Raw genomic sequence first — 26387 nt, 5'->3', positions numbered from 1 at the left:
CCTGCGCGTTCACAGCATGAGCTCCGATCGGCGGCGTGGGTTCAGCCGCTCGCGCCAGGCGCCGGCCAGGCCGGCGATGGCGAGGGTCGGCACGATGATGAACAGGCCGGGGAAGAGCGTCGGCCACCAGTCGCCGGCCAGCAGGGAGCTGCGGGCGGAGTTGACCATGATGCCCAGGCTCGCTTCGTGGGCGGGCAGGCCGAGTCCGAGGAACGACAGGGCGGACTCGTGCCAGATGGCGTGCGGGACCATCAGCACGGCGGCGAGGCCGGCCTGCGGCAGTACGCCGGGCAGCAGGTGCCGCAGCGCCACCCGCCATCGTGAGGCGCCGCCGGAGACCGCCGCGTCGATGTACGGGCGGGAGCGCAGCGAGAGGACTTCGGCGCGGACGATGCGGGCGGTGGACAGCCAGTGGGTCAGCGCCACCGAGATGATCACCGGCCAGACGCCGGGCCGGAACATCGCCACGATGAAGATGCCGAGCAGCAGGTGCGGCACCGAGGAGCAGAGGTCGACGGCCCGCATCACGGCGCGGTCCACCCAGCCGCCGAGCGCGCCGGCCAGCGCGCCGACGGCGGTGCCGATGACCGCGGCGGCGAGCGCGGCGACCACACCGACGAGCAGCGAGACCCGCAGCCCGTAGACGCAGCGCAGCAGCAGGTCGCGGCCGACCTCGTCGGTGCCGAAGGGGTGGGCCCAGGACGGCGCCTGAAGCTTGAGTGCCAGGTCGACTGCCTGCCGGTCGAGAGGGATCAGCAGCGGGACGACGAGGACGGCGAGCACGACGGCGGCGACGAGGACGGCGGAGGTGCGCACCCGGAGGGTGCGGTTGCGGTGTCCGGCCGCGGTGCCGGTGCCGCGCCGGTGCCAGGTGACGGGGGCCGCGGGGGCGTTCGCGGTCGGTGTGGGGTCAGCCATCGAAACCCACCCTCGGGTCGGCGAGTCCGTACAGGAGGTCGGAGAGGAGATTGCCGGCGAGGACGGCGGCGGTGGCCAGGACGGTGAGCGCGGCCAGCAGCGGGAAGTCCACCGAGGTCGCCGCGTCGACGGTGGCCGCGGCGATGCCGGGCCAGCTGAAGACCGTCTCGACCAGCAGGGCTCCGGTGATCAGTTCCGGCACGCGGGAGCCGATCAGGGTGAGCACCGGCAGCAGTCCGGAGCGGAGCGCGTGCCGGAGCAGGACGGTCCGCTCGCTCAGGCCGCGGGCCCGTGCGCCGCGTACCGGGTCCTCCTCCAGCGCGTCGCCGACGCCCTGCCGTACGTAGAGCACGAACCACGGGAGCTGGGAGACGGCGAGCACCAGGGCGGGCAGGACGGCGTGCCGGACGATCTGCCCGGCGGATGCGACGTCGCTGCCGGTGTCGGTGAGTCCGCCGGCCGGCAGTACCCCCAGCTTGAGGGCGAACAGCCAGACGGCGAGCAGGCCGAGCCAGAACGGCGGGGCGGCCTCCAGCGCGTAGGCGACGGAGGTGACGGCGCGGTCGAGCAGGCCGCCGCGGCGGCGGGCGGCGAGCACGCCGAGCAGCGTGCCGACGACGACGGCGAGCACGAAGGCCAGTACGCACAGCAGCACGGACCAGCCGATGCGCTCGCCGATGACCTGCGAGACGGGGGCGCGCAGGGTGGCGGAGTCGCCGAGGTCGCCGGTGAGGGCGCCGGTCAGCCAGTGCCACCAGCGGGCGAGCAGCGGCTGGTCGACGCCGAGGTTGTGCCGGAGCTGGTCGAGGTTCTGCTGCGATGCGGTGAGCCCGGCGTCGCCCGCGTAGGCCCGTACCGGGTCGAAGGGTGAGGCGGCGGCGATGGCGAACACCCCGAGGGTGACGGCGAGCAGGACGGGCACGGCGAGCAGGACCCGCCGTGCCGTCATCCGCGCCATCGGCCCCCAGGGCACAGACGTGGGGGTCACGTGGCGGGCTGCCAGTCCTCTACGTTCCACCAGGGGCCCGAGGCCAGGCCGTGGTCGTGCGGCTCGGTCTGGGTGGTGAGGTCCTTCCAGCGGTCGGCGAGCACGTAGACGTGGTCGACGTGGGTGAGGAAGGTGTAGGCGGGGTCGTCGACGAGCCGCTTCTGGATCGCGTCGTAGGCGGCCTTGCGGGCGTCCTTGTCGTCGGTGCGGCGGGCCTCGACGAGCTTGGCGTCGACGGTCTTGTCGGCGTAGCTCGACATGTTGTTGAAGCCGTCGCCCGCCAGCGAGGAGTGCAGCAGGAGGTACTGGTCGAAGTCCGGGTCGGCGGGGGTTCCGCCGCCGCCGAGCACCGCGTCCTTCTTCATGTTCGGCTCGATGGCCTCCCAGGTGCCGGACTCGACCTTGGCCTCGATGCCGGCCTTCTTGGCGTCGGATGCGAAGGCGAGGGCGTGCTCCTGGCGGAGCTTGTCGCCGGAGAGGTACCAGAGGGTGAAGGAGGCGCGCTTGCCGTCCTTCTTCCTGATGCCGTCGCCGCCCTTCTTCCAGCCGGCGTCGTCGAGGATCCGCTCGGCCTTCTTCAGGTCGTGCGGCCGTTCGGTGCCCTTGGCGAACCAGGGGCTGTCGGTGGGCACCGGGCCGTAGGCGGGCTTGCCCGCGCCGTTCAGGATGCCCTTGACCATGGCCTCGCGGTCCACGGCGAGGTCCAGGGCCCGGCGTACGGAGCGGTCGCCGGTGACGGGGTTGGCGCTGGGCAGGGTGACGTTGCGGTAGTCGAAGGTCTTCGCCGTCAGCGTCGTGCGGGCCTTGTCGTCCTTGAAGGTGGCGGCGAGCTGGGGCGGCAGGATGGCGCCGTCGAGGTCGCCGGAGCGCAGCCGGGTGGCGCGGATGTCGTCGTCCTTGATGATCGCCATGGTGAAGTTCTTCACCTTCGGCGCGCCGCCCCAGTAGGACGGGTTGGCCTTGAAGGTGAGCTTCTCGCCCTTGGACCAGCGGGTGAGGACGTACGGGCCGGTGCCGACCGGCTTGGTGGTGAAGCTGCCGTGGTTGACGTCCTGCTTGCCGGCGATGTGCTGCGGGGCGATGGGCAGGACGGTGCGCTCGGCGAACGGCGCGTAGGGGTACTTGAGGTGGAAGACGACGGTGTGGTCGTCCTTCTTCTTGACGTCCTTGACGGCGTCCAGCTCGGCCTTGGAGGCGTTGTTGGTCTTCTCGTCGAGGATGGTGTCGTAGGTGAAGACGACGTCGTCGGCGGTGAAGGGCTTGCCGTCGCTGAACTTCACGCCCTTGCGGAGGGTGAAGGTGTAGGTCCTGCCACCGTCGGTGATCTTGGGGAGGGCGGCTGCCAGGGCCGGCTTGAGCCGCATCTCGGCGTCGTGGGTGAGCAGCCCGTCGAATACCTTGGAGTTGCCGTCCTTGCCGTAGCCGAGCAGCGGGCTGAGCGTCTCCGGTTCGTACGCGATGCCGACCACGGCGGAATCCGCGCGCCCCGCCGCGGCGCCCTTGCCGTCGTCCGGCGTCGAACAGGCCGTCGCTGTCAGTGCCATGGTGGCCGCCAGCGTCACCGCGGCGGCTCCCCGTATGGACCGGGCCGTCATCCCCACTCTCCTCTGCGCATCGACTGCTCTTGCAAATTCAATGCAATTAAACAGTACGTAAAGGTGGGGGCATCAACCGGCCGGACGTAGTAGTTCTCCCCCGGCGCCCGCCTGCCGGTGTCCCGGGGCGCGGACACCGGCGCGGCGGCGCGGGCGGGACGCGGTCCGTCAGGCGCTGCCGGTCTTCAGGGTCAGCTGCCACTTCGCCAGGGCCTCGTCGACCGGCTGGAAGATCGTCAGGGTCTCGCCGTCGCTGTCACAGCCCGCGGTGCCGCCCCCGGAGTGCACGCCGATGGCCTTCGGGTCGCCGGGCTGGGTCACGTAGGCGCCGCCCGAATCCCCTGCCGTGGAGCAGGCGTTGGTGAACGACATGCCCTCGACGACGTCGGTGCCGTAGTCCACGGTCTGGTCGACGGCGGTGATCTCGCCGCAGTGCCAGCCGCTGGCCTCGCCCGAGCGGCAGACGGAGGTGCCCACCACACTCTGCTGCGAGCCGGTGACGGTGACCGGGGCACCGCCCTGCCCGGCCACGTCGGCGCTCAGCGTCCACTCCGGCCGGTCCACCGTGACCAGGCCGAAGTCGCCCTCCCGCCCGTTGACGCTGTGCGTGCCGCCAGTGTTGGACGTGCCCATCCGGCTGCCGTCCTTGCCGTACGCCGGCTGGTCGGCCTCGGCGGTGCAGTGCCCGGCCGTCAGGAAACCCCGGAACCCGGCGGCCCCGGTGACCGAGAAGCCGATGGAGCAGATGCCCTCGTTGCCCGGCAGCCACTTCTCGCCGCCGACGACCTTGCCGCCCTGCCGGCGGGGCGACTGGTCGCTGCGGGCGACACGCACCGGGATGCCCGCCGCGGCGCCGAGCTGCTGCACGGTGCCGGCGAACGTGTCGGTGGCCTCCGTACGGGTGGCCCGGTCGACGCGCACCACGACGCCGTTGGCGCGCTCGTCGATGCCCCAACCCGTCACCCCTGCCACGCCGTTGCCCGCCTTCACCGAGATCTGGCGGACCAGGGAGGCGAGTTGGCCGTGGCTGTGCCCGACCCGCTGGGCGACCGCTCCCGCCGCCTCCACCTGCCGCGCCTCGTCGGCTCCGGTGACCGCGACGACCAGCCTGCCGGTGGTCTTGTCGAACCACATTCCGGCGGCCGGACCTGCCAGCGCGTGGCGTACCGCTGCCGCCGTGCGCTGCGCCTCGGCCTCCTGGGCGAGCCGGGCGCGCGCCTGCTCGGGCGTCAGGCCCAGGTCCCTGCGCATCGCGTCGAGCATCCCGCGCTGCGAAGGACCCGGCGTCGGCGTCGGGTCGGGGGGCGGCGCTGCGTGCGCCGGGTTGATCGGGCCGACGGCTGCCATGACGGCGGCAGCGGTCGCGCCCCAGACGGCTGCCTGGCGGTAGCGGCGGTGCATGGGATCTCTCCTCGCGGGGGTCGAGTTCGCGTCGTTCCGGCTCGTTGAGCCTGCTCGACCTCGCCGCTCGCGGCAGGGGAAAGATCACCCGGCATCATGAGGGGATGCCACCCGAGACCCGGCCCGCCGCCCCCGGACCGTACGGCCCCGACCCGTTCGGCCGCCTCCCCGCAGCCCTGCGCAACGTCGCCTACTCGGCCGCCCGCCATCCGGGAGCCGGGTCACCTGATGAGGCGTCACCCACGGCCCGCGGCGGCGGGGACCTGCGAACGGGCGGCGGCTCCCCCGGCGCGCCCGACCTCAGCGGCGGCGCGAACTGCCAGCGGTACGCGTACGCGGTGCTCCACCACTTCGGCCTGTGGGTGCCGCCGCTGCGGTCGGCGGAACTGTGGGCCGACGTGTGGGCGACGTACCGGGTGGACCGGCCGGGGCCGCTGGACCTGCTGCTCTTCGACGGCGGCCCGGTGGCGGGGCGGCCGGAGGGGTACGGGGCGCACGTGGGGGTGCAGCTCGGCCCGGATCAGGTGCTGCACCTGTGCAAGGAGGTCGGCCGGCCCGTGGTCTGGTGTGCCGCCGATTTCGCGGCGCGCACCCGCTACGCCCGGCTGCTGGGCGCGAAGCGGGTGCGTGAGCGTGTTCGTCCGCCGGGCCTGTAGGACGTGCCCGACGCGTGGCCGTCGAGTGGCGGCGGTCCGTCGGGCGCGGCCCGGGGGCGGCCGTCAGAACCCTCCGTCGCCGCCTCCGAAGCCGCCGCCTCCGCCGAAGCCACCGCCGTCGCCGAACCCGCCGCCGTCACCGAAGCCGCCGCCGAAGTCGTCGGAGTTGAAGTCGGAGCCGGAGAATTCGCCGCCTTCCGTGCCTCCGGGGCCGCCGAGGTCGGCGCCGTAGGCGTGCGGGGCCATCATCATGTTGCCGAGCATGGTGCCCATCAGCAGGCCGGGGAGCATGCCGCCGCCGAAGTAGCCGCCGGCCCAGGGGCCGTAGGACGGTCCGGCGTCCCAGTACGGGCGGTCGCCTTCCGCGGTCCTGACCGTACGGGCCATCGGCTCCCTGCCGTCGTCCAGCCTGGCCTTGTCGGCGGCGCAGACCGGGACGGTGCGCTGGGCGCCGTCGGCCGGGGCCCAGGACACGTCGACGACGGACGGGCCGTGCCGCGGGTCGAAGAAGCAGGGCACCCGGCGCTCGGGGAGCGGGGCTCCGGTGCGGCGTGCGGCGAGGGTGGCGAGCGAGAACCTGCCGTCCTCCAGCGCCTCGGTCACCGGCTGTACGTCGCGCGGGTGCTCGGCCGCCGCCATCGCCGATTTGGCGCTCTCGTACGCGTCCAGCGCGTGGCTGTAGTCCGCGCGCATCGCGTCGTCGGCTCCTGGCTCGCCCGGCTGGAAGTCGAGCCGGTCCAGTTCCTCGCCGAACGCGGTGATGTCCTCGTCGACCACCACCCGCAGGTCCTCCAGGGCGGCGCGCTCGGTTTCGGCGCGCCGCTTGCGGTTGCGGCGGGCGATGGCGTACGCGCCGCCACCGCCGACGACGGCCAGCACGCCGATGCCGACGGCGGTGCCGGTGCCGAAGCCGCCGCCGTTGCCCGTGCCGCCCCAGGACGCCGGGGCGTGCCCGTTGGCCTGCTGGTCGGCGGTGTCGACGAAGCTGTTCAGACGCTCGTTGACGGTCGGGTACTGGGAGTTCTTGACCGCGCCGACGAGGTTCTTCACCGAGCTGGGCGACATGACGCGTGCGTCGGCGCCCGCGTTGAAGCCGTCGCCCAGCTCCACGGCGTAGACGCCGCTGATGCCGACCTTGGTGCGCAGGTCGCGCAGCAGGGTGCTGGGCTGGTACTCGGCGGCCTTGGGCAGCACGGCGACGAAGATCGGCTTGCCGGAGTCCTTGATCTTCTTGGCCAGCGCGTCCGCCTGTCCTGACGAGAGCTGGTCCGACGCCCGCGAATCGACGTAGACCGGCCCCTTCTTCAGCGCCGCGGCGGCCTCGTCGAGCCCTCCGGCCGCACTGGCGCCCGGCGCCAGCGCGGCGACCGCCGCCAACAGGAGGGCCACCAGCGCGAGAACCGGCAGGAGCAGCGCGCTACGACGTGCGGTCTTCATATCTATGACGCTACCCGAAGGCCCCTTTTCGGACACGGGCTACGGGCGCAGGCGGGCGCATCGGCGGGCCGCCCGCCCGTCGCGGTGGCGGAGTGTTCACCCGGGGTCGCGGTCCGTCACGCGGGGACCGGCCGTACGGAGGCGCCGTGGCCCGAGCACCTCCGTACGGCCGGGGCGCGGCTACGGTGCGGGCAGTGCCACCAGGTCCGCCAGGGTTTCGCGGTGCCGGCCCGGCGCCCCGAGTGCGATCTCGTCGCTCTTGGCGCGCTTGAGGAACAGGTGCGCCGGGTGCTCCCAGGTCATGCCGATCCCGCCGTGCAGCTGGATGCACTCCTCGGCGGCCCGGACCGCCACCGGCGCGCAGTACGCCTGGGCGACGGCCACCGCGACCGGCGCGTCGGGGCTGTCCGCGGCCAGTGCGTCGGCGGCGTTGCGGGCCGCCGCGCGGGCGGACGCGACGTCGAGCCAGAGCGCGGCGAGCCGGTGCTTGAGCGCCTGGAACGAGCCGACGGCGCGGCCGAACTGTTTGCGTTCGGCGGTGTACCGCACGGTTTCGGCCAGGCACCATTCGGCGACGCCGAGCTGTTCGGACGCCAGCAGGCCCGCCCCGGTCAGCAGCGCCCGCCCGACCGCGGCGCGGGCCCGTTCGCCGGTGGCCAGCGGCCGGCCGACGGCGCCTCCGAAGGTGAGGTGCCCGAGCGGACGGGTCAGGTCGAGCGGCGTCACCGGGTCGTGCCGGACGCCGTCGGCCGTGGCGTCGACCGCGTACAGCGCGGGGCCTTCGGGGCCGTCGGCCGGTACCAGCAGGACCTCGGCGGCAGCGGCGTCGGCGACCGAGGTGATCCGGCCGCTGAGCGCGCCCTGCGCGTCGGCGCGTACCCGCTGCGGGTACGCGGTGCCAGGCGCGGTGGGCAGCGGCAGCGCGAGCACCGCGACGGTGCGGCCATCGGCGATCCGGGTCAGCAGACCGGCCACGTCCGGGAGTTCCCCGTCGCAGCCCAGCAGCGCGGTCACCGCGATGACGGCGCCGGTCAGGTACGGGACGGGCGCAACGGACCGGCCCACTTCCTCCAGCACGACCGCGGCCTCGCGGGCACTCGCGCCCGCGCCGCCGAACGCTTCCGGTACCAGCAGGCCCGCGGTGCCGATGTCCGTGCCGAGCGCCCGCCACAGTCCGGCGTCGTACCCGGTGGCCGCTTCCAGTCCGTCGAGCACGACGGCCGGATCGCAGCGGTCGGCGAGCAGCGCGCGGACGGCGGCCCGCAGATCGTCCTCGGTCTCGCTGTAGAGGAGGTCGGGGTCGGGTGTCGATGCGGTCATCGGGGGAGGTCCTTCCAGGCGACGTCCTTGTCGTTGCGTGGCTCGGGCGGCAGCCCCAGTACGCGCTCGGCGACGATGTTGAGCAGCACCTCGGATGTGCCGCCTTCGATGGAGTTCCCCTTGGCCCGCAGATAGCGGTAGCCGGCCTCGCGCCCGGTGAAGTCGACGCCGTCGGGGCGGCGCAGCGTCCAGTCGTCGTACGTCAGCCCGTCCTCGCCGAGGAATTCCACCTCCCAGCCGCTGATCTGCTGGGCGAGCCGGGCGAAGGCGAGCTTCATGCCGCTGCCCTCCGGGCCCGGCTGCCCCTTGGTGAGCTGCTGGCGCAGCCGTTCGCCGGTGAGCCTGGCGACCTCGGCGTCCACCCACAGGGACAGCAGCCGCTGGTGGAGGTCGTGGGTCCGCAGTTCGGGGCGGGCGCGCCAGTCGCCGGCCGCGACGCCGATCATGCCGCCCTCACGCGGTGTCCTGGCGCCGCCGATGGCGACCCGCTCGTTCATGAGGGTGGTCTGCGCGACCCGCCAGCCCTCGCCGACCTCGCCGAGCCGGTGCGCGTCGGGGATCCGTACGCCGGTCAGGAAGACCTCGTTGAACTCGGCCTCGCCGGTGATCTGCCGCAGCGGCCTGACGTCGACCCCGGGGTCGGTCATGTCGCACACGAAGTACGTGATGCCCTGGTGCTTGGGCAGACCGGGGTCGGTGCGCGCGATGAGGATGGCCCAGCGGGCCTGGTGGGCGCCGGACGTCCAGACCTTCTGCCCGTCGACCAGCCAGTCCCCCGTGCCCTCGGGTCCTTCCCCTTCCGTGCGCACCGCGCGGGTCGCCAGCGCCGCGAGGTCGGAGCCTGCGCCCGGCTCGCTGAACAGCTGGCACCAGACCTCTTCGCCGGTCCACAGGGGGCGCAGGAAGCGCCGCCGCTGTGCGTCGGTGCCGTAGCGCAGGAGGGTGGGTGCCGCCATGCCCAGGCCGATGCCGATCCGGCCGGGGTTGTTGTCGGGGGCGCCCGCGGCGGTCAGCTCGGCGTCCACGACGGACTGGAGTGCGCGGGGCGCGTCGAGCCCGCCGAGCCCTTCGGGGAAGTGGATCCAGGCGAGTCCGGCGTCGAAGCGGGCGCGCAGGAAGTCGAGCGGTGCGGTGGTGGCGGGCGGGTGCGCGGCGAGCAGTTCGGCGGTGCGCCTGCGCAGGTCGGCTGCGTCGGTCATCGGGCCTGCTCCGCTCCGGGGATGACGACGAGGCGGCCGGTGGTGGTGCCGTCGGCGACCCGCTGGACGGCGTCCGCCGCGTCCTGAAGCGGCACCCGGCCGCCGATCAGCGGCTTGACGACGCCGCGTGCCGCGAGCTTGGTGAGCTCTTCGTGGCAGGCGGTGACGGCGTCCGGGTCCTTGGTGTTGTAGAGGCCCCAATGCAGGCCCAGGATGGCGTAGTTCTTCACCAGGGCGTGGTTGAGCCCGGGGGTGGGGATCGCGCCGCCGGCGAAGCCCACGACGACGATCCGGCCCTCGAAGGCGATGCACTTGACGGACTTGGCGTAGGCGTCGCCGCCGACCGGGTCGTAGACCACGTCGGCGCCGCGGCCACCGGTGGCTTCCTTGACGGCCGCGACGATGTCGTCGCTGCGCCGGTCGATGACGAGGTCGCAGCCCAGTGCGCGGGCGGCGCGGGCCTTCTCCTCGCCGCCGACGACGCCGATCACGCAGGCGCCCGCGGCCTTGCCGAGCTGGACGGCCGCGCTGCCCACGCCACCGGCAGCGGCGTGCACCAGCAGGGTCTCGCCCGGCTGGAGCCGTGCCCTGCGGTGCAGGCCGAACCAGCCCGTCTGGTAGCCGATGTGCAGGGCGGCGGCCTCCGCGTCGTCCAGCGCTTCGGGGGCGGGGCGTACCGTCGCCGCGTCGACGACCACCTGTTCGGCGAAACCGCCGGCCGGCAGCGGCGGCTGGGCCAGCACCCGCGCGCCCACCTCGCCCGCCGCGCCCTCGCCGACGTCAAGCACCTCGCCGCAGATCTCCACACCAGGGGTGAACGGCAGCGGCGGCCGTACCTGGTACTGGCCGCGGCACAGCAGCGCATCCGGGAAGTTGATGTTCGCGGCCCGCACCCGGAGCAGCAACTGCCCAGGACCCGCCTGCGGTGGTGGCACCTCTTCCAGCCGCATCACCTCGCGCGGCTCGCCGTTCGCGTGTACGCGCCATGCCTTCACCTGGTGCCTCCACAGACCTCGGGTTCGCGGGTGGCGCGGGACCGTACGGGCTCCGGCGCCACGGGCATACTAAGCGGTCGGTATCTCTGAGGGAACAGCTTCGGGAAACCCCTCGCGAGGCGCCGCCCTTCGTACGCCCCTCCCGTTCCCGGGCGTCCTTCATCGCGTCCGACGGAGCGGCCCGGCGGGCGCGGACGACCGGGCAGCCCGCCTTCTCGCAGGCGTCGCAGACCAGTTCGCCGTCGTCGACGACGTGCCGGACCTCGCGGCCGTGGCCAGCGCCACGCCTTCGGGCAGCGGGGGTTTTCGGTGGCCGCCGCGAAGGAGGTCCGCCAGTCGCGCGGGGTGCGTTCGGGGATCGGCGTCCTCGCGGAGCCGTCCATGTCCCGGCCACCGTCCGGTCCGCCGTTGTTCACGAGCGACGGCACAACTCCCTTGCAGGGCCTCAGGTCTAACGGGGTGATCACAGGCACCACGGCGCACCGACACCCCGAAGGGCCACTTCCGTATGCGCAGCTACCGCACCCTCACCGCCACCGCCGTCCTCGCCCTCACCCTCGGCTCGACCGCCCTCGCGGCGCCGGCCGCCCAGGCAGCCGCGAAGACCACGGCCACCGTCGTCCACGAGGACGGTGAACTCTGGTACAAAGCCGCCCCCGGCCAGCAGAACAAGCTGACGGTCGGCGAAGAGATCGAGCACCGCGGCGAGTTCGATGCGTACTACGTCCTCACCTTCCACGACCGGTACGACACCGCCATCGACGCGAGCGCGGCGAGCGCGGACGCGTGCACGTACCCCACGCAGGGCGACCACACCGTCGTGCGCTGCGCGGTCAAGATCCCGGAGAACTCGGACGACTCGGACAGCTACGACATCGACCTCGGCGACCAGGACGACACCGCGACGCTCGAACCGGACAGCAGCGCATGGGCCGGAGTCCACGGGGGTCCTGGCGACGACGTGCTCAAGGGGTCGGCGTCCGCCATGCTCCACGGCGATGACGGCGACGACCATCTCGACGGCGGCGGCGGCCCGTTCGGCTTCGGCTCCTTCGGCGGTCCGGGCAACGACACCCTCACCCACTGCGGGCAGGACTGCTACGGCGGAGCCGGCAACGACTCGCTGACCGGCACCGGCGAGGAGAACACCCTGCACGGTGACGACGGCGACGACATCCTGCACGGCGCGGGCGGCACCGATGTCCTCTACGGCGGCAAGGGCAACGACACGCTGTACGGCGAGGCGGGTGACGACACGCTGTGGGGCAACAGCGGTGACGACGTCCTGTGGGGCGGCGCGGGCACCGACAAGCTCTCCGGCGGCCCCGGCCGCAACGAGCTGCACCAGGACTGAACTCGCCCTGCGTCGCAGGAACGGGCCGCGAGCCCGGCCTGACCCACACGGCAGGCCCTGCCCCTCGGGTCAGGCATCCTGCGCGGAAAGCTGTGCCCGTAGGGCGAGGCGGTCGGTCTTGCCTGCGGGTGTGCGCGGCAGTCGGTCCATGACCGTGATCCGGCCCGGTGTCAGGGCGCGCGGGATCCTGTCGGCCGCCCACCTGCGCAGTTCACGTGAGGTGGCCTGCCCGCCCGCGGCGAGGACGACGGCCAGGCCGACCTCGGCGGGGCGGCCGGCCGTCTCGTCCCCGGGCAGCAGGACGGCAACCGCCTCGCGCGTTGCCGGGTGGGATTCGAATGCCGCCTCGATATCGCCGAGTTCGATCCGGTGTCCTCGGATCTTCACCTGTTGATCGAGCCGGCCGAGAAACTCCAGTCTGCCGTCCGTGTGGAGCCGGCCGAGGTCGCCCGTTCGGTAGCAGCGGCGGTCGCCCTCGGGAAGAGCGAAGCCGGTGAAGCGGTCAGCGGTCAGCTCGTCCCGGTCCAGGTACCCATCGGCGAGGCATTCTCCGTGGATGAGGATCTCGCCTTCGATGCTGCCGTCGGCCGGGTGGACCGCCGCTGCGTCAGGGCTGTGCCCCGCAAGCCTGTGGGCCTCCAGCGGGTTGAGGTGCAGGCCAGTGTCCGGCAGTGGACTGCCCAGGCCGATGGCCCGCGGGTCGGTGACCCGTTGGGCGCTCGCCCAGATGGTGGCCTCCGTCGGGCCGTACAGATTCCAGAGTTCGGCGGTGCGGGGAAGCAGGCCCTGGGCAAGGGGTGTGGTCAGGGCCTCACCGCCGCACCAGATGCGGCTGCCGGGCAGTCCTTTCCAGCCGGCGGCTGTCACCAGGCGCCAGAAGCTCGGGGTCGCCTGCAGTACGTCGGGGCGGTACCGGTCGACGGTCTCCGCGAAGAGGTCAGGATCGCCGCGCGCCTCCGCCGGGGCGGCCACCACGGCGCCACCGACCTGTAGCGGGAGCAGGAGTTCGGCCAGGGAGATGTCGAAGGAGAGCGCGGTCAGCGCCAGCATGGCCTCACCGGCGGCGAACCCGGGGGTGCGGGCGAGCCCGCCGAGGCGGGTACCGAGTGCCCGGTGGGAGACGGCAACGCCTTTGGGCACACCTGTCGAACCAGAGGTGTACATGACGTATGCGACGTCTTCGAGTCCGGTGCGGGGCGGGGATTCCGCAGTGCGGGGAATCGTCTCGGCGGTGAGCCCGCCCCCGCTCCCGTCGTCGCGGAGGACCAATACCGGGCGGGCGTCGTTGAGCACCGCGTCACGACGGGCCCGAGGGTAGCTCTGGTCCAAGGGCAGCAGCGCACGTCGGCTCAGACCGGCGGCGAGCAGCGCGGGCACGCCGGCCGAAGCGTCAACCGCGTCGAGCGCGATCAAGGAGCCCGGTGGTGTGAGACGGGCGATCCGTTCCGCCAACTCTCTTACGGCATCGGCGAGTTCACGGTAGCTCCAGGTCCCCCGATGGCCGAGGAGCGCGACGGCATCGGGCGACCGCTCGGCATGTCTCAGGAATGCATCTGCCGCCAGGATCATCCTGTGCGCCCCTCCAGCGGGTGCTGCGGTTCGGTGTGCGGTGGCCTTCTTCAGCCCCGGCCGGTCGCGCGGCCGACTCGGCGGCCGGGCCGGGCGCTCGGAGGTTCCCCTACTCGCTCTTCCGGTACACGGTGACGTGCCCCGGATGCGGGAAGGGCTCGCCGTCCCACCCCGTCAGGCGCTCTTCCCTCGTCAGACCGGCCATGCGCGCCATGAGGTCCAGCTCGGACGGCCAGGCGTAGCGGAAGGACATCGGGTAGAAGCGTGACCCCGATGTGGTCAGGACTATCTGCTGACGGTTGACCCGTTGCTCGTCCGCGTCGTGGAGGCTCATCAGGAGGACCGCCTCGTCGTCGCCGAGGTGCATGGTGTCGGTCCAGTCGTTCTGGCCGTACTGATCGGCGGTCAGAACGAAGGTCTGGAGCACGAAGGCGCCTCCGGGCTTCAGCCGGTCGGCCACGTTCTGGAAGCAGCGCAGCTGTTCTTCCTGCGTGAGGAGCAGGAAGAAACTGTGGTAAACGCAGTAGACCAAGCTGAATGCGCCCTCGACCGGCACATCGGCGAAGTCCCCCAGGACGACGTCCAGTTCGGCGCCGCCCGGCTTGGCGCGCAGCTGCTCCAGCATTTTCGGGGACGATTCGATACCCGTGACCGGTACGCCGGACCTGGCCAGGGTCAGTGCCACCCGGCCCGTCCCGATACCGAGTTCGAGTGCCGGGCCGCCGTCGGCGACCTTGGCGAGGAAGGCACTGGCTGCCTCCTCGTCGTCGCCTGCGGCCCAGGGCGTCGCGTCGTACGCTTCCATCCGGTCCCATGCGGAGGGGCTGTCGAATGCCTTCACTGCTGTGTCTCCTTCCGGGTGTGCGCCGCCCCTTCGGGAGAACGCAGCGCGGTCCCTACCTCGTCGATGTGGCGTCGGCACTCCTCCTCGGTCCCGCTGAAGCCCTCCGGGCGCCACCCTTCGGGCAACGGCCGGCCGCTGTCATGGACCGAGTACTGTTCCTCGCCGTCGACCACGACGTCGTATGTGGTCACGGCGGTCTCTCGGGGCACTTCCGACCTCTTTCTCCGGACGGCGAACAGTCCCACCCCGGCCAGGGGAATGAGCGCCAGCGTCAGTGCGCCGGACAGGGCGAGGCCCCCGCGGCTGCCGACCGCGTCGATCACGGGGCCGCCCGCCGCCAGACCCAGCGGGACCGCCAGCGTGGAGCCCGCCACCCAGAGCGTGACCACGGGCTGCTGCTCGTCGGGGCCGAGTTCGGACTGGATGAAGCTGAACGCGACGGGGATGAAAGGCGCCCACACCAGACCGCCCAGCGCGAAGACCACCATGGCGACGGGCAGGTTCCCCGCGACGGAGAGCGCCAGCGGACACAGGCCCCACAGGGCGATGATGGCGATCAGCACCACGCGTTCCGGCACCCGGCGCACGTAGTTGGTGGCAAGCGCTCCCAGGAACGCGCCCGCCCCGAAGGCACCCCAGGCGAGCCCCAGACCCGCGCTTCCGGAGTCCAGCGGGCCGCGGACCAGCAGCGGGAGCGCCACTTCCACCGGCATGTAGAAGAAATTGAAGAAGAAGATGACGACGAAGAGCCTTGCCAGCAGCGGCCTGCTGCGCAGAATCTGCCAGCCCGCGGCAGGGGCGGCGTCGGCCTCCGCATCCTCCTGCTGCGGCGCCGGCACCCACAGCGCCACGACGACGAGCAGCACCACCGAGCCGAGCGCATCGAAGCTCAGCGCCGCCGCAGGCCCCCAGACCGCCACCAGCAGGCCGCCGATCACGGGCCCGACGACGAACATCGCGAAGTTGCTGTTGACGCCGATCAGCCCGTTGACGGCGAACAGATCCTCCTTGTCCACCATGCCGGTCGCCAGGAGGCGGCGGCTGCTGGTCCCGGCCAGACGGAAGACGGAGCCGACGAGCAGCCCGCCGACCAGGACGGGCAGCGTCAGCTCGTCCGTCGCGGAGAGCACGGCCAGCGCGAAGAAGACGACGGGCCGCAGCACACAGTCGACGAGCAGCAGCGCACGGGACGGCAGTCGCAGCCTGCCGAGACCCAGCGCCAGCGCCAGCACGGTGGACAGCACGAACGGCGCGGTCTCGACCACGGAGACCGCGACGGCCGGGGCGAGCGACCCGTGGATGCGCAGCGTCTGGATGGGCATCGCCACGATCACCGTGCCCATCCCGACCTGCGACAACAGGTCACCGATGAGCAGCGCCGCAAGGCGCCGGTTGCGCAGCACCTCCCGGTAGGAGCGGCTGACCTGCTCCTCGGTTTCCACCGGCTTCTCAGTCATGGGCCACCACCGTGCCCGGCTCGATCGCGGACGGTGTGAAGGACAGGTCGGCGACCCGCAGCACGTCCGGATCGAACCGGGCCCACAGTGCGCCGCTCGCCGCCGTGGACTCGCTGAGGGCGAACCTGGCGTCCCACCGTGACTCGTCAGGGCCCAGATACCGCACGAGCTTGCGGCGGGCCCGCGCGGTGTCGAACGCGACCGTCCGCCCACGCCCGGATGCCACCACCTGCCGCGTGAGCCCGGTGCCCGGGTCGCAGACGTCGACCACCAACTCGAAGGCGGGGTTGCGGGCCAAGCGGTCGGGCAGCCGGGACCAGGACCCGGTGAACACCCAGAACGACTCGTCTTCCCACAGGTACCAGACCGGCCGCACGACCGGACCGTCCGTGGCGAGCCGGGCCACCAGTGGCCGCGCCAGGAACGCGGGGACGTCGAAGGGCGCGCCGGTCAGCGGACCGAACGCGCTCCCGCGCCGCGTGGCCTTCCACGTTCGCTTCACCCGGCCGCTCCGCCCTGGCCCGCGGCCCATGCCTGGTGGAGGCGGTGCGCGGCCTCCGTCAGCTCGTCCGGGCCGACTCCGGAGAACGAGAGCCGCAGCGTGCCGCGATCGGGGTCGGCGGCGTAGAAGTCGGTACCCGGCACGTAGGAGACCCGATGGGTGAGGGCGCCGGTGAGCAGGTCCTCGGCGTTCGTCGCGCCGGTGAAGCGGGCCCAGACGAAGAAGCCGCCGCCGGGCACATCGAAGTCCAGCGAGTCTCCGAAGTACCGGCGGAGCCCCGCGACCAGGGCGTCCCGCCGCTGTGCGTAGAGCGATCGGGCCGCCTCGATGCGCGCGTCCGCGAAGCCGGGACGGGTGACGAGTTCCAGTACGGCACGTTCGATGAATCCCGAATTGCCCAGGTCGGATGCCTGTTTGAACATCCCGATGACCGGTGCCAGCTCGGCGGGCGCGGTCACATGGCCCAGGCGGGCGGCGGGGAACAGGACCTTCGAGAAGCTCTCCAGCCTCAGCACCCGGTCCGACAGGGACGCGAGTGCGGGGAGGGGGTCGCCGTCGTGCGCGTCGTAGCGGAGTTCTCCGTAGGGATCGTCCTCGACGAGGAAGAAGCCGTAGTGGTCGGCGAGTTCGGCCAGGCGTTGCCGTTGCACCAGGGACAGCGTGGCGCCGGTCGGGTTCGCGAAGTTGGATACGACGTACAGGAACCGCGGACGCAGTCCGTCCTGCAACGCGGCGCTCAGCTCGCCGAGTTGTGGGTCGTCGGCCAAGGGGACCGGTACGAGGTCAGCCTCGAACAGCCGGAAGACCTGGAGGGCCCCGATGTAGGACGGCCGGTCCACGACGATGACGTCGCCGGGATCGATCAGCGTCTTGCAGATCAGGTCCAGCGCCTGCTGCGAACCGTGCGTCAGGGTCACGTGTTCGGGCCGGCCGGTGATGCCCAGGCGGGTGGCGTTGCGGGAGACGATCCACTCGCGCAGGTCGGCCAGCCCGGCCGTATCGCCGTACTGCAAGGCGTCCGGGTCGTCCCTGAGCAGCCGGCTCGTCACCTCCTGGACGTCGGCGTTCGGGAACATCTCCCGGGCGGGGCTGCCCGCGGCCAGCGGAATGATCCCAGGGGCCTCCGCGAGCCTGAGGACCGATCCGATCGCGGAGGAACGCAACCGTGATGTCCTCGATGCCAGGGGCACGGCTCCACCCCGGTGCTGGTCGGGCTTCACTCGGCTTTCTCCCTCTCTGTTGCGGCGACTAGCGTGAGGAACTCGCCGAAGGACTCGGCCTCGGCAACCATGCGGGGCGGGACACGCCGTTCGAGGCTGCTGCTCAGCCGCGTGGCGATGCGCACCGCCTCCAGGGAGCGCCCGCCCAGCGCGAAGAAGTCGTCGAGGTCGTCCAAGGGGTCGGTCTCCTCGATGCCCAGGATCTCGCGCCAGACGTGCTCGGCCGCCTGGCGTATCCGGGCGGGCACCTCCACCGCGGTCGGCTCCGCGGGCGGGGGCACGTCCCGGGCGGGCCGCGAGGCCGTGGCCCGCGTCGCGCACCGCGGCAGTTCGTCGTAGTGCACCTCCGTGCCGGAGGCCAGGTGCTCGGCCGCACTCAGCACGGCGTCGGCGATCCGGCCCGCGTCATCGGCCGTGATGAGGTCCGCGTCGTACTCGAAGCGGGCCAGGATCCGCTCGTCCGTCTCGTCCCAGGAGACCATCAGGTCGCACCGGGGGCCGCGGCTCGGCAGCCAACGAGCCGTCCACGTCCGGCCGGTCCCGTCCTGGACGGGCGCGGTCGAGCTGAAGCTGTTGAACAGCACGCTCTCGAAGGGCGAGGTCCCGGTGTGGCGGGTCCTGGCCGCGGTGACGAGGTGTTCCAGCGGTACGTGCCGGTGCGTCCAGGACTCCACGCAACTGCGCCGCACCTCCTCCAGGAACGCCCGGCGCGACGCGCCCTCGGGAGGGGTCACCACGAGCGGCGCCGTGTTGGTGAAGTAACCGATCTGCCCTGCCGCCTCTTGGGGGCGTACGGACATCGGCGCGGAGACCAGGACCGGGCGCGGCGCGGGACCGCTGCGCAGGGCGGCCGTCAGGCAGGCGATCCCCATCATGAACGTCGTGCATCCGGCCGCTGCCGCCTCGGCGCGCAGCCGTTGCCACACCGGCGGGGTGATCTCGCGGTGGATCACGCCGCTGCGCCGTCCGCCGCGATCCGGTGTCAGGTCATCGGCAGGCACCGACCGGGCAAGTGCTCCGGCGGGCACGTCGGCGAACCGGTCCGCCCAGCGGTCCGCGGCGGCCCGGTGCTGCGCGTCGGCCTCGCGGGCCCGCACCGTCCGCACCACGTCGGCGTACGACGGCGCGGGTTCGCCTGCGGCCTGCGGGGCGCGCGTCCGGCCGCCGGCCGCTGCGTACGCATCCGCCAGCCCGTTGAGCAGCACCGCCATCGAGCCGCCGTCCCAGACCAGGTGGTGCACGACGAGGGCGAGCGTGGCGCGCGTCTCCGATGCCCGGTAGAGCCGGGTGCGCAGCAGGGGCGCCCGTCCCAGGTCGAAGGGGACGAGCAGGCCGTCCCGCACCACGGTGTCCAGGAGGTCGTCGGGCCCGTCCTGGCTCTCCGGGTACGGCACCTCCTCCAGCGGCACCTCGACGGCGGACGGCGGTCGCACCACCTGCACCGGCCCGGAACGGCCCACCACGAAGGCGGTGCGCAGGGAGTCCTGGGAACGGACCACGGTGTTGATCGCGGTACGCAGGGCCGCGGTGTCCAACGGCCCTTCGATGTCGATCGCCACGGTCTCGGTGTACGCGAGGGTGCCGGCGATCAGCTGCTCGCGGAGCCACAGTCCGCGCTGTGCCCCGCTGAGTGGCAGGACCAGCGGTGCGTCGCGGGTGGCGGCACCGTTCAGGTGCCGGGCCAGTTCCTGCCGGCGTGCGCTCGTCGGTGCGGTGTTCCCCCTCGTCATGTGCCCTCTGTCCGGTCGATGACCGTGAGCAGGTCCTCGACCTCGTCGTCGCTGAGTGTGTCCAGCCAGTCCGTGGTGGCCGCCGCGTCCGCCGTCGGCCCGGGTGGCGGCGGCACGTCCGGTGGGGCGGGGCGGCCGGTGGCGGGCAGGCGGAGTGCGGCGGCGATGCGCCGGGGGGTGCGTTCCTCGAACAGCACGGCGGCGGGCACCTCGATGCGGAACTGCCCGGTGAGCGCGGTCATGAGCCGGGCCACTCCGAGTGAGTCGCCGCCCAGGGCGAAGAAGTCGTCGTCGCGGCCCACCCGTCCGGCGCCCAGCAGGGTGCCGAACGCCTCGGCCACGGCGCGTTCGCCGGCGCCTGACGCCGCCGCGTACGTGTCGGCGATGACGTTGTCAGGACCGGGCTCCGGCAGTGCCGCACGGTCCGTCTTGCCGCTCAGCAGCGTCGGCAGGGCGGCCAGCCGGACGAAGGTCTTGGGCACGGTCGACGGATGCAGCCGTTCGGCGAGGAAGCCTCTGAGGTCGTGCACCGGAGGGGCGGCGTCCGCGCCGCAGACCACGTACGCGGTGACCGCGTCGGACCGTACCCGGACCGCGGCGGCGTCGATCGCGGGGTGCTCCAGGAGCGCCGCCTCCACTTCGGCGGGGTTGAGGCGCACACCGCGGGTCTTCTTCTCGCCGTCATTGCGTCCGACGTACCGGAGTTGCCCGTCCGCGCCGCGGCGCACCAGGTCGCCGGTGCGGTACATCCGCCGCCCCCCGCCGGCGAACGGGTCCGGCAGGAACGTCGCCGCGGTCAGTCCCGGACGCCCCAGGTAGCCGCGGGCGAGCCCGATGCCGCCGATGTACAACTCCCCCGTCTCGCCGTCCGGTACGGGGTGCCGGGCGTCGTCCAGCACGTGGGCTTGAGTGCCGTCGATCACGTCGCCGATCGGCGGCAGTTCGTCCACGGCTCCACGCGAGGTCAACGGGGCGACCAGGCGTACTCCCGATGTCTCCGTGATGCCATAGGAGTTGACCACGTCGAAGGGCACATCGCCCGGCCATGAGCGCAGTTGCTCGCCTCCGGTGATCAGCACGCGTAAGGCGGTGTCATCGGGCCAGGGCAGCGCCATCAGCTGCTCGCCCAGGCGGGTCACCACGACGCTCCAGGTCACGCCTGACTCCAGGAGCCACGTCCGGACCGCTTCGGCGTCCCATTCCGTGCTCTCGTCGGCGATCGCGACGGCCGCTCCGGCGCCGAGCGGCGACCACAGCTCCCAACGGGTGATGGCGAACCCGGGCGACGACAGCCAGCTGCCCACCGTGTCGAACGGGGCGAAGCGGTAGGTCCCGGCCGTCCACACCGCTTCGTTGACGATTCCCGAGTGCGGGACACCGACGGCTTTGGGTTCACCGCTGGAGCCGGACGTGAAGAAGACGTAGGCGATCCGCTCCGGCTCGGGAGCGTCGGCGAACCACCGGTGACCGCCTCCCGCCGTGGTCTCCGGAAGGACCTGGCAGCCGGGGCCGATCGACAGCTGCACACCGGAGAGCGCCAGCAGCCGTTCGGCACGTTGCGAGGGGAGCAGCGGATCGACGGGCACACACGCGCCACCGCGCTTCCAGATGGCAAGGGTCGCCACGACCTGGTCGACACAGCGCGGCAGCCGGACGGCCACGGTGGTGCCTGGCCCGACGCCGTGCTCTCCCAGGATCCGGGCCAGGCCCGACGCCTTGGCGTCGAGTTCGGCGTAGTTGAGCGTCTCCCCCGTGCTGATCAGGGCGGTCGCACGAGGGTACGTGCGGGCCATCAGCTCGACGCGGCCGTGCGTGGTCGACGGCCGGGTTGACGTCACCGGACTGTGGGTCATGGTTCTGGGACCGCCTGTCGTCGTGATCAGTCCTGGCCGGCTTCTTCGGGGCCGATCGATGCCAGGTCGGGCAGGACCTTCTCCCCCAACAGCCGTACGGTACGCAGCGCTTCGGGCTGGGTGATCGATCCGTAGCGGCAGTGGAGGCTGATCTCGGCCCCCGGGTAGAGGTCGTGGATGCGACGCAGCGCGGCTCCCACCTCGGCCACCCCGCCGATCACGACCTTGTCCGCCGCCATCAGGTCGGAGAGCTTGGTGCTGCGGGCCGACGCCTCCATGCGCTCGTACCCCGGATACTGCGCGGAGGCGCTTCCCCGCCAGCTGCTGTACGCCTCGATCTGCTTGTCGCGGTATGCCTCGTAGTGTTCCTCGGCCCGCTCGACCGCCTCGGCGTGGCTCTCGGCGACGTAGGCGTGGTAGCTGACGTGCAGACGGTGGGTTGGGGAGTGACCGTGCTCGACCCTGGCCCGCCGGTAGCTCTGCAGCAGACCCGTCAGCTTCTCGTGGCTCGCCACCACGGGCATGACCATGAGGTGATAGCCGTGGCGTCCCGCCCAGACGAAGGTCTCGGGTGATGTCGTGGCCGCGATGAACACCGGCGGGGCGGGCTGCTGGGCCGGCCGGGGCAGGAGGGGAGGGAGCGGACCGAAGCGGTGGAAGCGTCCCTCCCAACGGAAACCGGAGTCCGTCCACAGACGATGGATGGCTTCGACGTTTTCCTCAAGAAGCGCCCGGCTGTCGTCCATGTCCACGCCGAACGCGGCGAACTCCGAAGGGAGGAAGGCCCGTCCGAAGCCGGCGTCCAGTCGGCCGTGCGAGAGGTTGTCCAGGACCATCAGGGACGAGGCCAGTTTGATCGGATGGGTGAACGCCGGAGTCACGGCACCGGTCACCAGCCGCACCCGGCGCGTGTGCCTGGCCATGGCCGACAGGAGCGCCACCGGGTCGGGACTGTAGCCTCCCCACTCGTGAAAGTGGTGCTCGACCATCTTCACGTGGTGGAAACCGAGTTCGTCCGCCTCCGCGCCCAGTTCCAGGCATTCGTCGTAGAACTGGTCGGCCGCCGCCTCCGCGGGCCCGACCGTGGGCAGGAAGTTGATGCCTAGCTTCATCCGGTTCGCTTCCTCTCTCCGGCGGACACCGTCAGCGCCGTTGGCACGTCGTCTCGTACAAGTTCCGGTACTGCCGGTCCGCGAACTCCAGCTTGGCCAGCGCGCGTCCGGTATCCACCGCGACATCGTGCGGGATCAGCAGCGGTTCGGACGCCGATGCCTCGGCCATGAGCTGGGCCTGGGCGGCGCGTTCCATCACGATGAAGAGCCACACCGCTTCGCCGATGCTGCGTCCACCGGTGAGGAAGCCGTGGTTCTGCATGATGACCGCGGTGCCGTCGCCCATCGTCTTGACGACTTCCTTGCCTTCCCTGCGGGCGTTGACCAGGCCGAGGAACTGTCCGTAGACGCCGTGCCGCTGGTACAGGACGCAGGCGTCCTGGGTGAGGGGGTCGAGGCGGCGGCCGAGGGAGGACCATGTCTTGCCGTACATGGAGTGCGTGTGCGCGAACGCGGTCAGATCCGGGCGGCTGCGGTGCAGTTCACCGTGGAGCGGGTCCACCGAGGGGTTGAGGGCGCCGGTTCCGCGCAGGACGGTGCCTTCGGAGCCGACGAGCAGCAGGTCATCGGGCGTCACGTGGTGGAAGTCAAGACCGAACGGGTTGACCCAGTAGGCGTTGTCGTCCTCCGGATCCCTGACGCTCACATGGCCGGCGAGACCTTCGCTGTAGCCGAGGGCTGCAAGGAGGTGGATCGCCTCCACCAGGGACTGTCGCACCTGGTCCCGGTCCGGGACGACGGCCGCGTCCGGGAAGGCGGCCGGCGGTGTGGAAGTAGGCATGCCACTCCTTACATCACGTTGCAGGGGCGTCGTAGACGCAGCGGAACCCCACCTCGTTGTGGCGGTCCGTCAGCAGGTCTTTCCCGCGGTAGAAGGTGGACAGGCACACCGGGGGCGAGGTCCAGGTGCCGCCGCGCAGCACGTGGAATGCCTCCGGGCGGTTCATGAATTCCTGGTTGGACCGCCCCCGGAAGAAGGGGGCCATGTCCTCCCTGGTGAAGAAGTTGGTCCGGGTCATCTCCCAGACGTTTCCCGCCATGTTCAGCAGGCCGTACGGGCTGGCACCTTGCGGGTAGGAATCGGCCGGTGCCACCGGGTCTTCGGGCCAGCTCACCGTCGTGGAAACCAGCAGCTCCTCCAGCTCTGCCAGATCCTTGATGTCGTCCTTCCGGTAAGCGGCGAAGACGCTCTGAGCCTTTTCATTGCTCCAGGTGTCACCCCAGGGGTACACCCGTCCGTCCGTACCGCGTGCCGCCTTCTCCCATTGGTTTTCCGAAGGCAGTCGCCCTCCGGCCCACCGGGCAAATGCGTAGGCGTCGTACCAGTCGACCCCCACGACCGGGTGGTCGGGGTGGTTGAAACGCAGGTCATGCCAGTGAGCCGGGGTGTAGTCTTTTCCTTCCGGTTCATCCGGATGAGAGAATTCACGGCTCTCTCCGACGTCGGCGAGGAAAGCAGAATACCGGCGGTTCGTCACCGCGGTCCGGTCGATGTAGTAGGCCGGCAACTCCTCCGCCCGCAGCGGATTGTCGGTGTTGTCCATCTGGAACGGGCCGATCTCCAGCACTCGGGCCCCCGCGATGAACGGCCCGGCCGGAATGAGGACCGCATCGCTCAGATCGGGCTCCCGCGCCTCCGCTGCCACTTTGGCGTGGAGGTCGGCGAAGTGCTCGTTCTCCAGCGTGCGCAACTCTTGGAAGTCGGTCGACTGAAAGAAGTTGAGCAGCCCGTTTTTGGTGAAGGCGGCACCGCAGCCGACAGGCTTGCGCGCATAGGCCGGTTTGGTGAAGTTGCTGGGCCATCCCGAGATGCGGATCATGTGCGGCACGGCCTCTGCGATGCGGTGCTGACCTGCGACTTTGATGGCGGTGAAGGCAACCCAGTCCACGTCGTCGTGAATCGCCTCACTGATCGCCTCGCGGGCCTCCGCGTGCTCGATGAAGCGGTCCGCCAGGGTCTGCACGGCCAGCCGCCGCACATTCCAGTCGGCGTGCCCCACGGCCCACTCGCGCAGTTCCTGGACGGACAGCTCGGAGGTCGCCGCACCGGTCAGCGCCTTCTCGATTTTCGCTATTCTGTCGCGGTACTCCTGGCCACCGAGAGACCTCAGGAGCGCTCCATCCACAAGCTCGTGCAGCATTACCCCAGCCTATTGTTGTCACGGTCTGCCGGATGAGTGCCGGGTGAACACAAGGATCACCCGGCACTCACTTATCTGCTGGCGGCGACTACCACTTCGTCGCGGCCTCACCCGATTCGCGCGATGCCAGGAAGTCTTCGGCGGTCATGTCTGGTCACCTCCTTCACCAGTAGAGGGAGCAACTGACAAGCCGTGGACGGTTTCCACGGCCGCTCGTGAGGCCGGCCAGAGCTTGAGCCGGCCATTCCAGGGAATCGCGAAGGTATGCCATAGAACGAGCGGCGTCGGAGGGTTCCAGACGCCGCGGACACCTTCGGCGTAGAAGTTTTCAAGGAATGTACAGCGATAAGTGAGACTCATTGAAGGTCGGAGATCAACTGTACGATGAACTGATCGTAGAGCATGAATTAGCGCGCTTCCAGACCCCACCTCAGAGAAACATCATCTGGCCGAAACGCTTCCCCTACCGACCAGTTCCTGTAGCCACATATGGGTTTAGAAAGCGCCCTCGCGACTCCAGAGCCCCGGTATTTGCCCGGCTCATCCAGACTTGGGTCAGTTGATCGTCGGCATAGGCAGTGAGCCTCAAGAACGGGCAAACACAATCCCCGTTGATCATAGAGTTCTCCACACTCCAAGATCCACAAAGATGCCGTGTGCGTCGCACCACCCCAGCCTCACCACTCCCGTTCGCCCCGGCTTCCTCCACAATCCCTGCGTAAGGAGCCGACGCGGCATCAAGTACGCTGCCCGGTCGCGGAGTTCGCCTCGCGTATCGCGGAGTTCGCCTAGCGCACCGATCCACACGGAGCCGGCAAGAACTCGCCGCCTTCGGCCTGCCCCGCCACCCGCTCCCGAACTGGACCCCGCGCAGCGCGCCGAGGCACCTCGATCCGGCCAAGATCAGCACGGTCGTCTTCGCCCACCTACGCGATCACCGACGCGAGGCCGCCCCCGAGGACGGGCACATCAAGGCCGGCGCCGTGTTGCTCAGCCGGCCGGTCCCGTCACCATGGACGGCCGTACCGCAGGTTCGAGCAGTGACAATGTCCGCTGCCGCGCATCCAGGCCGACATGGATGCCGACCGGCATCGGCAGATTCGGGCCGGCATGCCCGAACTCGACGTTGCCCAGGACGGGGATGTCACGGTCGCCGATGACGTCGAGGACCATCTCGGGGAGAGTCGGGGACGCGTCGGGCGCGCCGAGTCCGCCGATCTCGCGCGGAACGCCCACGACCATGCCGGAGATCCGGTCGAGGACGCCGCAGTGCCGCAGTACCTGCAGATAGCTCCACACATGCGAGGCGTGGCCGCCCATCTCGTCCCAGAACAGCACCGCGCCGTCGAACCGTTCGAGCGGCAGCGCGTAACGCGTCGCCTGCGCCAGCACGAGGCGATTGAGCACCCCGCCGATCAGCCGGCCTTCGGCACGACCGGCACGCCAGCACTCCCACGACGGGCCGGCCGGCAGCGCGCCGATCGGCTCCGTACCGGTCAGCAGCGTCGAGTAGAGCCGCTCAAGTTCCGCTCTACGCGCCACGGGTGCGGCCTGCCACGCCTCGCCGAGCCCAGGGGTGGCCAAATCGGCGTGGAATCCGACCAGACCTGTGCGCGCATGGAGCACCAGATGCAGCAGCGAGATGTCGCTGTAGCCGAGGATCGGCTTGGGATCGGCAGAGATCGCGTCGACGTCGATCAGGTCGAGGTATCCGAGCACCGTCTGGCCGCCGTCATGCGCGATGATCGCGCGCACCTCAGGATCACGCAGAAGACCGTTGAACTCCTCGGCGATCTCCGCCGCCGGAGCGGCGCTCCACCAATGATGCCGCCCCGCTTCGAGCAGCGGCGCCCGGCGCACACGGAATCCCATCCGCTCAAGCACGGCCACCGACCGGTCGAGTCCGGGCACCTGATCGATACCGAGCGGCCCGGACAGCGAGGCGATGACGACGAGGTCTCCGGGCGCCAGGGCGCGAGGCCGGAGCAGTTGAGGCAGTGCAGCACGGGTCACCGGCGCAGTATCCCGGCACCCGTAGCAACCCGCTACACATTTACCGATCGACCGCTGGTGCCCTGTTGGCGCTGTCGTGCAGC

Annotated in this window: 21 protein-coding genes; 2 read left to right on the top strand and 19 right to left on the bottom strand. The window is 71.3% G+C overall.

Annotated elements, in window-relative coordinates:
• Positions 1 to 9 precede the first annotated feature (9 nt).
• The 4 genes from ACIBK8_RS06965 to ACIBK8_RS06950 all read right to left on the bottom strand — a co-directional run bounded on the left by ACIBK8_RS06965 (position 10) and on the right by ACIBK8_RS06950 (position 4902).
• Positions 10 to 918: an ABC transporter permease gene (locus tag ACIBK8_RS06965; protein WP_399040555.1), complete on the bottom strand. Its 909-nt coding sequence runs from the start codon at positions 916 to 918 to the stop codon at positions 10 to 12.
• Positions 911 to 1867, bottom strand: coding sequence for an ABC transporter permease (locus ACIBK8_RS06960; protein ID WP_399040755.1), 957 nt, complete (start codon positions 1865 to 1867; stop codon positions 911 to 913). Before ACIBK8_RS06960 ends, ACIBK8_RS06965 begins: the two co-directional genes overlap by 8 nt.
• Positions 1868 to 1902: 35 nt before the next feature.
• Positions 1903 to 3501, bottom strand: coding sequence for an ABC transporter substrate-binding protein (locus tag ACIBK8_RS06955; RefSeq protein WP_399040554.1), 1599 nt, complete (start codon positions 3499 to 3501; stop codon positions 1903 to 1905).
• Positions 3502 to 3669: 168 nt separating this feature from the next.
• On the bottom strand, positions 3670 to 4902 hold the full coding sequence (locus ACIBK8_RS06950; RefSeq protein ID WP_399040553.1) for a S1 family peptidase: 1233 nt from the start codon (positions 4900 to 4902) through the stop codon (positions 3670 to 3672).
• A 104-nt stretch (positions 4903 to 5006) separates the two neighbouring features.
• On the opposite strand from ACIBK8_RS06950, the gene ACIBK8_RS06945 reads away from it, so the two are divergent.
• A complete protein-coding gene (locus ACIBK8_RS06945; protein ID WP_399040552.1) occupies positions 5007 to 5558 on the top strand; it encodes a cell wall hydrolase in 552 nt (183 codons plus the stop codon).
• Positions 5559 to 5621: 63 nt separating this feature from the next.
• On the opposite strand, the gene ACIBK8_RS06940 is transcribed toward ACIBK8_RS06945, so the two are convergent.
• The 4 genes from ACIBK8_RS06940 to ACIBK8_RS06925 form a co-directional block, all read right to left on the bottom strand.
• A complete protein-coding gene (locus tag ACIBK8_RS06940; protein ID WP_399040551.1) occupies positions 5622 to 6995 on the bottom strand; it encodes a hypothetical protein in 1374 nt (457 codons plus the stop codon).
• 180 nt (positions 6996 to 7175) lie between these two features.
• A complete protein-coding gene (locus ACIBK8_RS06935) occupies positions 7176 to 8315 on the bottom strand; it encodes an acyl-CoA dehydrogenase family protein (protein ID WP_399040550.1) in 1140 nt (379 codons plus the stop codon).
• The gene (locus ACIBK8_RS06930; protein WP_399040549.1) at positions 8312 to 9514 is read right to left on the bottom strand and encodes an acyl-CoA dehydrogenase family protein; all 1203 of its coding nucleotides are present in this window, start codon (positions 9512 to 9514) and stop codon (positions 8312 to 8314) included. The genes ACIBK8_RS06935 and ACIBK8_RS06930 overlap by 4 nt, the downstream gene beginning before the upstream one ends.
• Positions 9511 to 10509 (bottom strand): NADPH:quinone oxidoreductase family protein, encoded by a 999-nt coding sequence (locus ACIBK8_RS06925; protein ID WP_399040548.1) that lies wholly within the window; start codon positions 10507 to 10509, stop codon positions 9511 to 9513. The genes ACIBK8_RS06930 and ACIBK8_RS06925 overlap by 4 nt, the downstream gene beginning before the upstream one ends.
• A gap of 508 nt (positions 10510 to 11017) precedes the next feature.
• Between ACIBK8_RS06925 and ACIBK8_RS06920 the strand changes: the two genes are divergently transcribed.
• A complete protein-coding gene (locus ACIBK8_RS06920; RefSeq protein WP_399040547.1) occupies positions 11018 to 11863 on the top strand; it encodes a calcium-binding protein in 846 nt (281 codons plus the stop codon).
• A gap of 69 nt (positions 11864 to 11932) precedes the next feature.
• Here the strand turns inward: ACIBK8_RS06920 and ACIBK8_RS06915 are convergent, their stop codons facing one another.
• The 11 genes from ACIBK8_RS06915 to ACIBK8_RS06865 all read right to left on the bottom strand — a co-directional run bounded on the left by ACIBK8_RS06915 (position 11933) and on the right by ACIBK8_RS06865 (position 26304).
• Positions 11933 to 13432, bottom strand: a complete 1500-nt coding sequence (locus tag ACIBK8_RS06915; RefSeq protein WP_399040546.1) for an AMP-binding protein — start codon at positions 13430 to 13432, stop codon at positions 11933 to 11935.
• A 109-nt stretch (positions 13433 to 13541) separates the two neighbouring features.
• On the bottom strand, positions 13542 to 14273 hold the full coding sequence (locus tag ACIBK8_RS06910) for a class I SAM-dependent methyltransferase (protein WP_399040545.1): 732 nt from the start codon (positions 14271 to 14273) through the stop codon (positions 13542 to 13544).
• Positions 14270 to 15733, bottom strand: coding sequence for an MFS transporter (locus ACIBK8_RS06905; protein ID WP_399040544.1), 1464 nt, complete (start codon positions 15731 to 15733; stop codon positions 14270 to 14272). Before ACIBK8_RS06905 ends, ACIBK8_RS06910 begins: the two co-directional genes overlap by 4 nt.
• Positions 15726 to 16235 (bottom strand): pyridoxamine 5'-phosphate oxidase family protein, encoded by a 510-nt coding sequence (locus ACIBK8_RS06900; protein ID WP_399040543.1) that lies wholly within the window; start codon positions 16233 to 16235, stop codon positions 15726 to 15728. The genes ACIBK8_RS06905 and ACIBK8_RS06900 overlap by 8 nt, the downstream gene beginning before the upstream one ends.
• A complete protein-coding gene (locus tag ACIBK8_RS06895) occupies positions 16232 to 17398 on the bottom strand; it encodes a PLP-dependent aminotransferase family protein (protein ID WP_399040541.1) in 1167 nt (388 codons plus the stop codon). The genes ACIBK8_RS06900 and ACIBK8_RS06895 overlap by 4 nt, the downstream gene beginning before the upstream one ends.
• 53 nt (positions 17399 to 17451) lie before the next feature.
• Positions 17452 to 19185, bottom strand: a complete 1734-nt coding sequence (locus ACIBK8_RS06890) for a condensation domain-containing protein (protein ID WP_399040540.1) — start codon at positions 19183 to 19185, stop codon at positions 17452 to 17454.
• Positions 19182 to 21038 carry a non-ribosomal peptide synthetase gene (locus ACIBK8_RS06885; protein ID WP_399040539.1) on the bottom strand — a complete coding sequence of 619 codons (1857 nt, stop codon included), beginning with the start codon at positions 21036 to 21038 and terminating at the stop codon, positions 19182 to 19184. The genes ACIBK8_RS06890 and ACIBK8_RS06885 overlap by 4 nt, the downstream gene beginning before the upstream one ends.
• Before the next feature lie 26 nt (positions 21039 to 21064).
• On the bottom strand, positions 21065 to 22150 hold the full coding sequence (locus ACIBK8_RS06880) for an LLM class flavin-dependent oxidoreductase (protein ID WP_399040538.1): 1086 nt from the start codon (positions 22148 to 22150) through the stop codon (positions 21065 to 21067).
• A 31-nt stretch (positions 22151 to 22181) separates the two neighbouring features.
• Positions 22182 to 22931 carry a class II aldolase/adducin family protein gene (locus ACIBK8_RS06875; protein WP_399040536.1) on the bottom strand — a complete coding sequence of 250 codons (750 nt, stop codon included), beginning with the start codon at positions 22929 to 22931 and terminating at the stop codon, positions 22182 to 22184.
• Positions 22932 to 22944: 13 nt separating this feature from the next.
• The gene (locus ACIBK8_RS06870; RefSeq protein WP_399040534.1) at positions 22945 to 24291 is read right to left on the bottom strand and encodes an SUMF1/EgtB/PvdO family nonheme iron enzyme; all 1347 of its coding nucleotides are present in this window, start codon (positions 24289 to 24291) and stop codon (positions 22945 to 22947) included.
• Positions 24292 to 25281: 990 nt separating this feature from the next.
• Positions 25282 to 26304: an LD-carboxypeptidase gene (locus tag ACIBK8_RS06865; RefSeq protein WP_399040533.1), complete on the bottom strand. Its 1023-nt coding sequence runs from the start codon at positions 26302 to 26304 to the stop codon at positions 25282 to 25284.
• Positions 26305 to 26387: the final 83 nt, after the last annotated feature.

This window comes from Streptomyces sp. NPDC050161, from assembly GCF_044460025.1.
In the GTDB taxonomy this organism is placed as follows: domain Bacteria; phylum Actinomycetota; class Actinomycetes; order Streptomycetales; family Streptomycetaceae; genus Streptomyces.
This window is presented reverse-complemented; position numbering and strand designations above follow the sequence as displayed.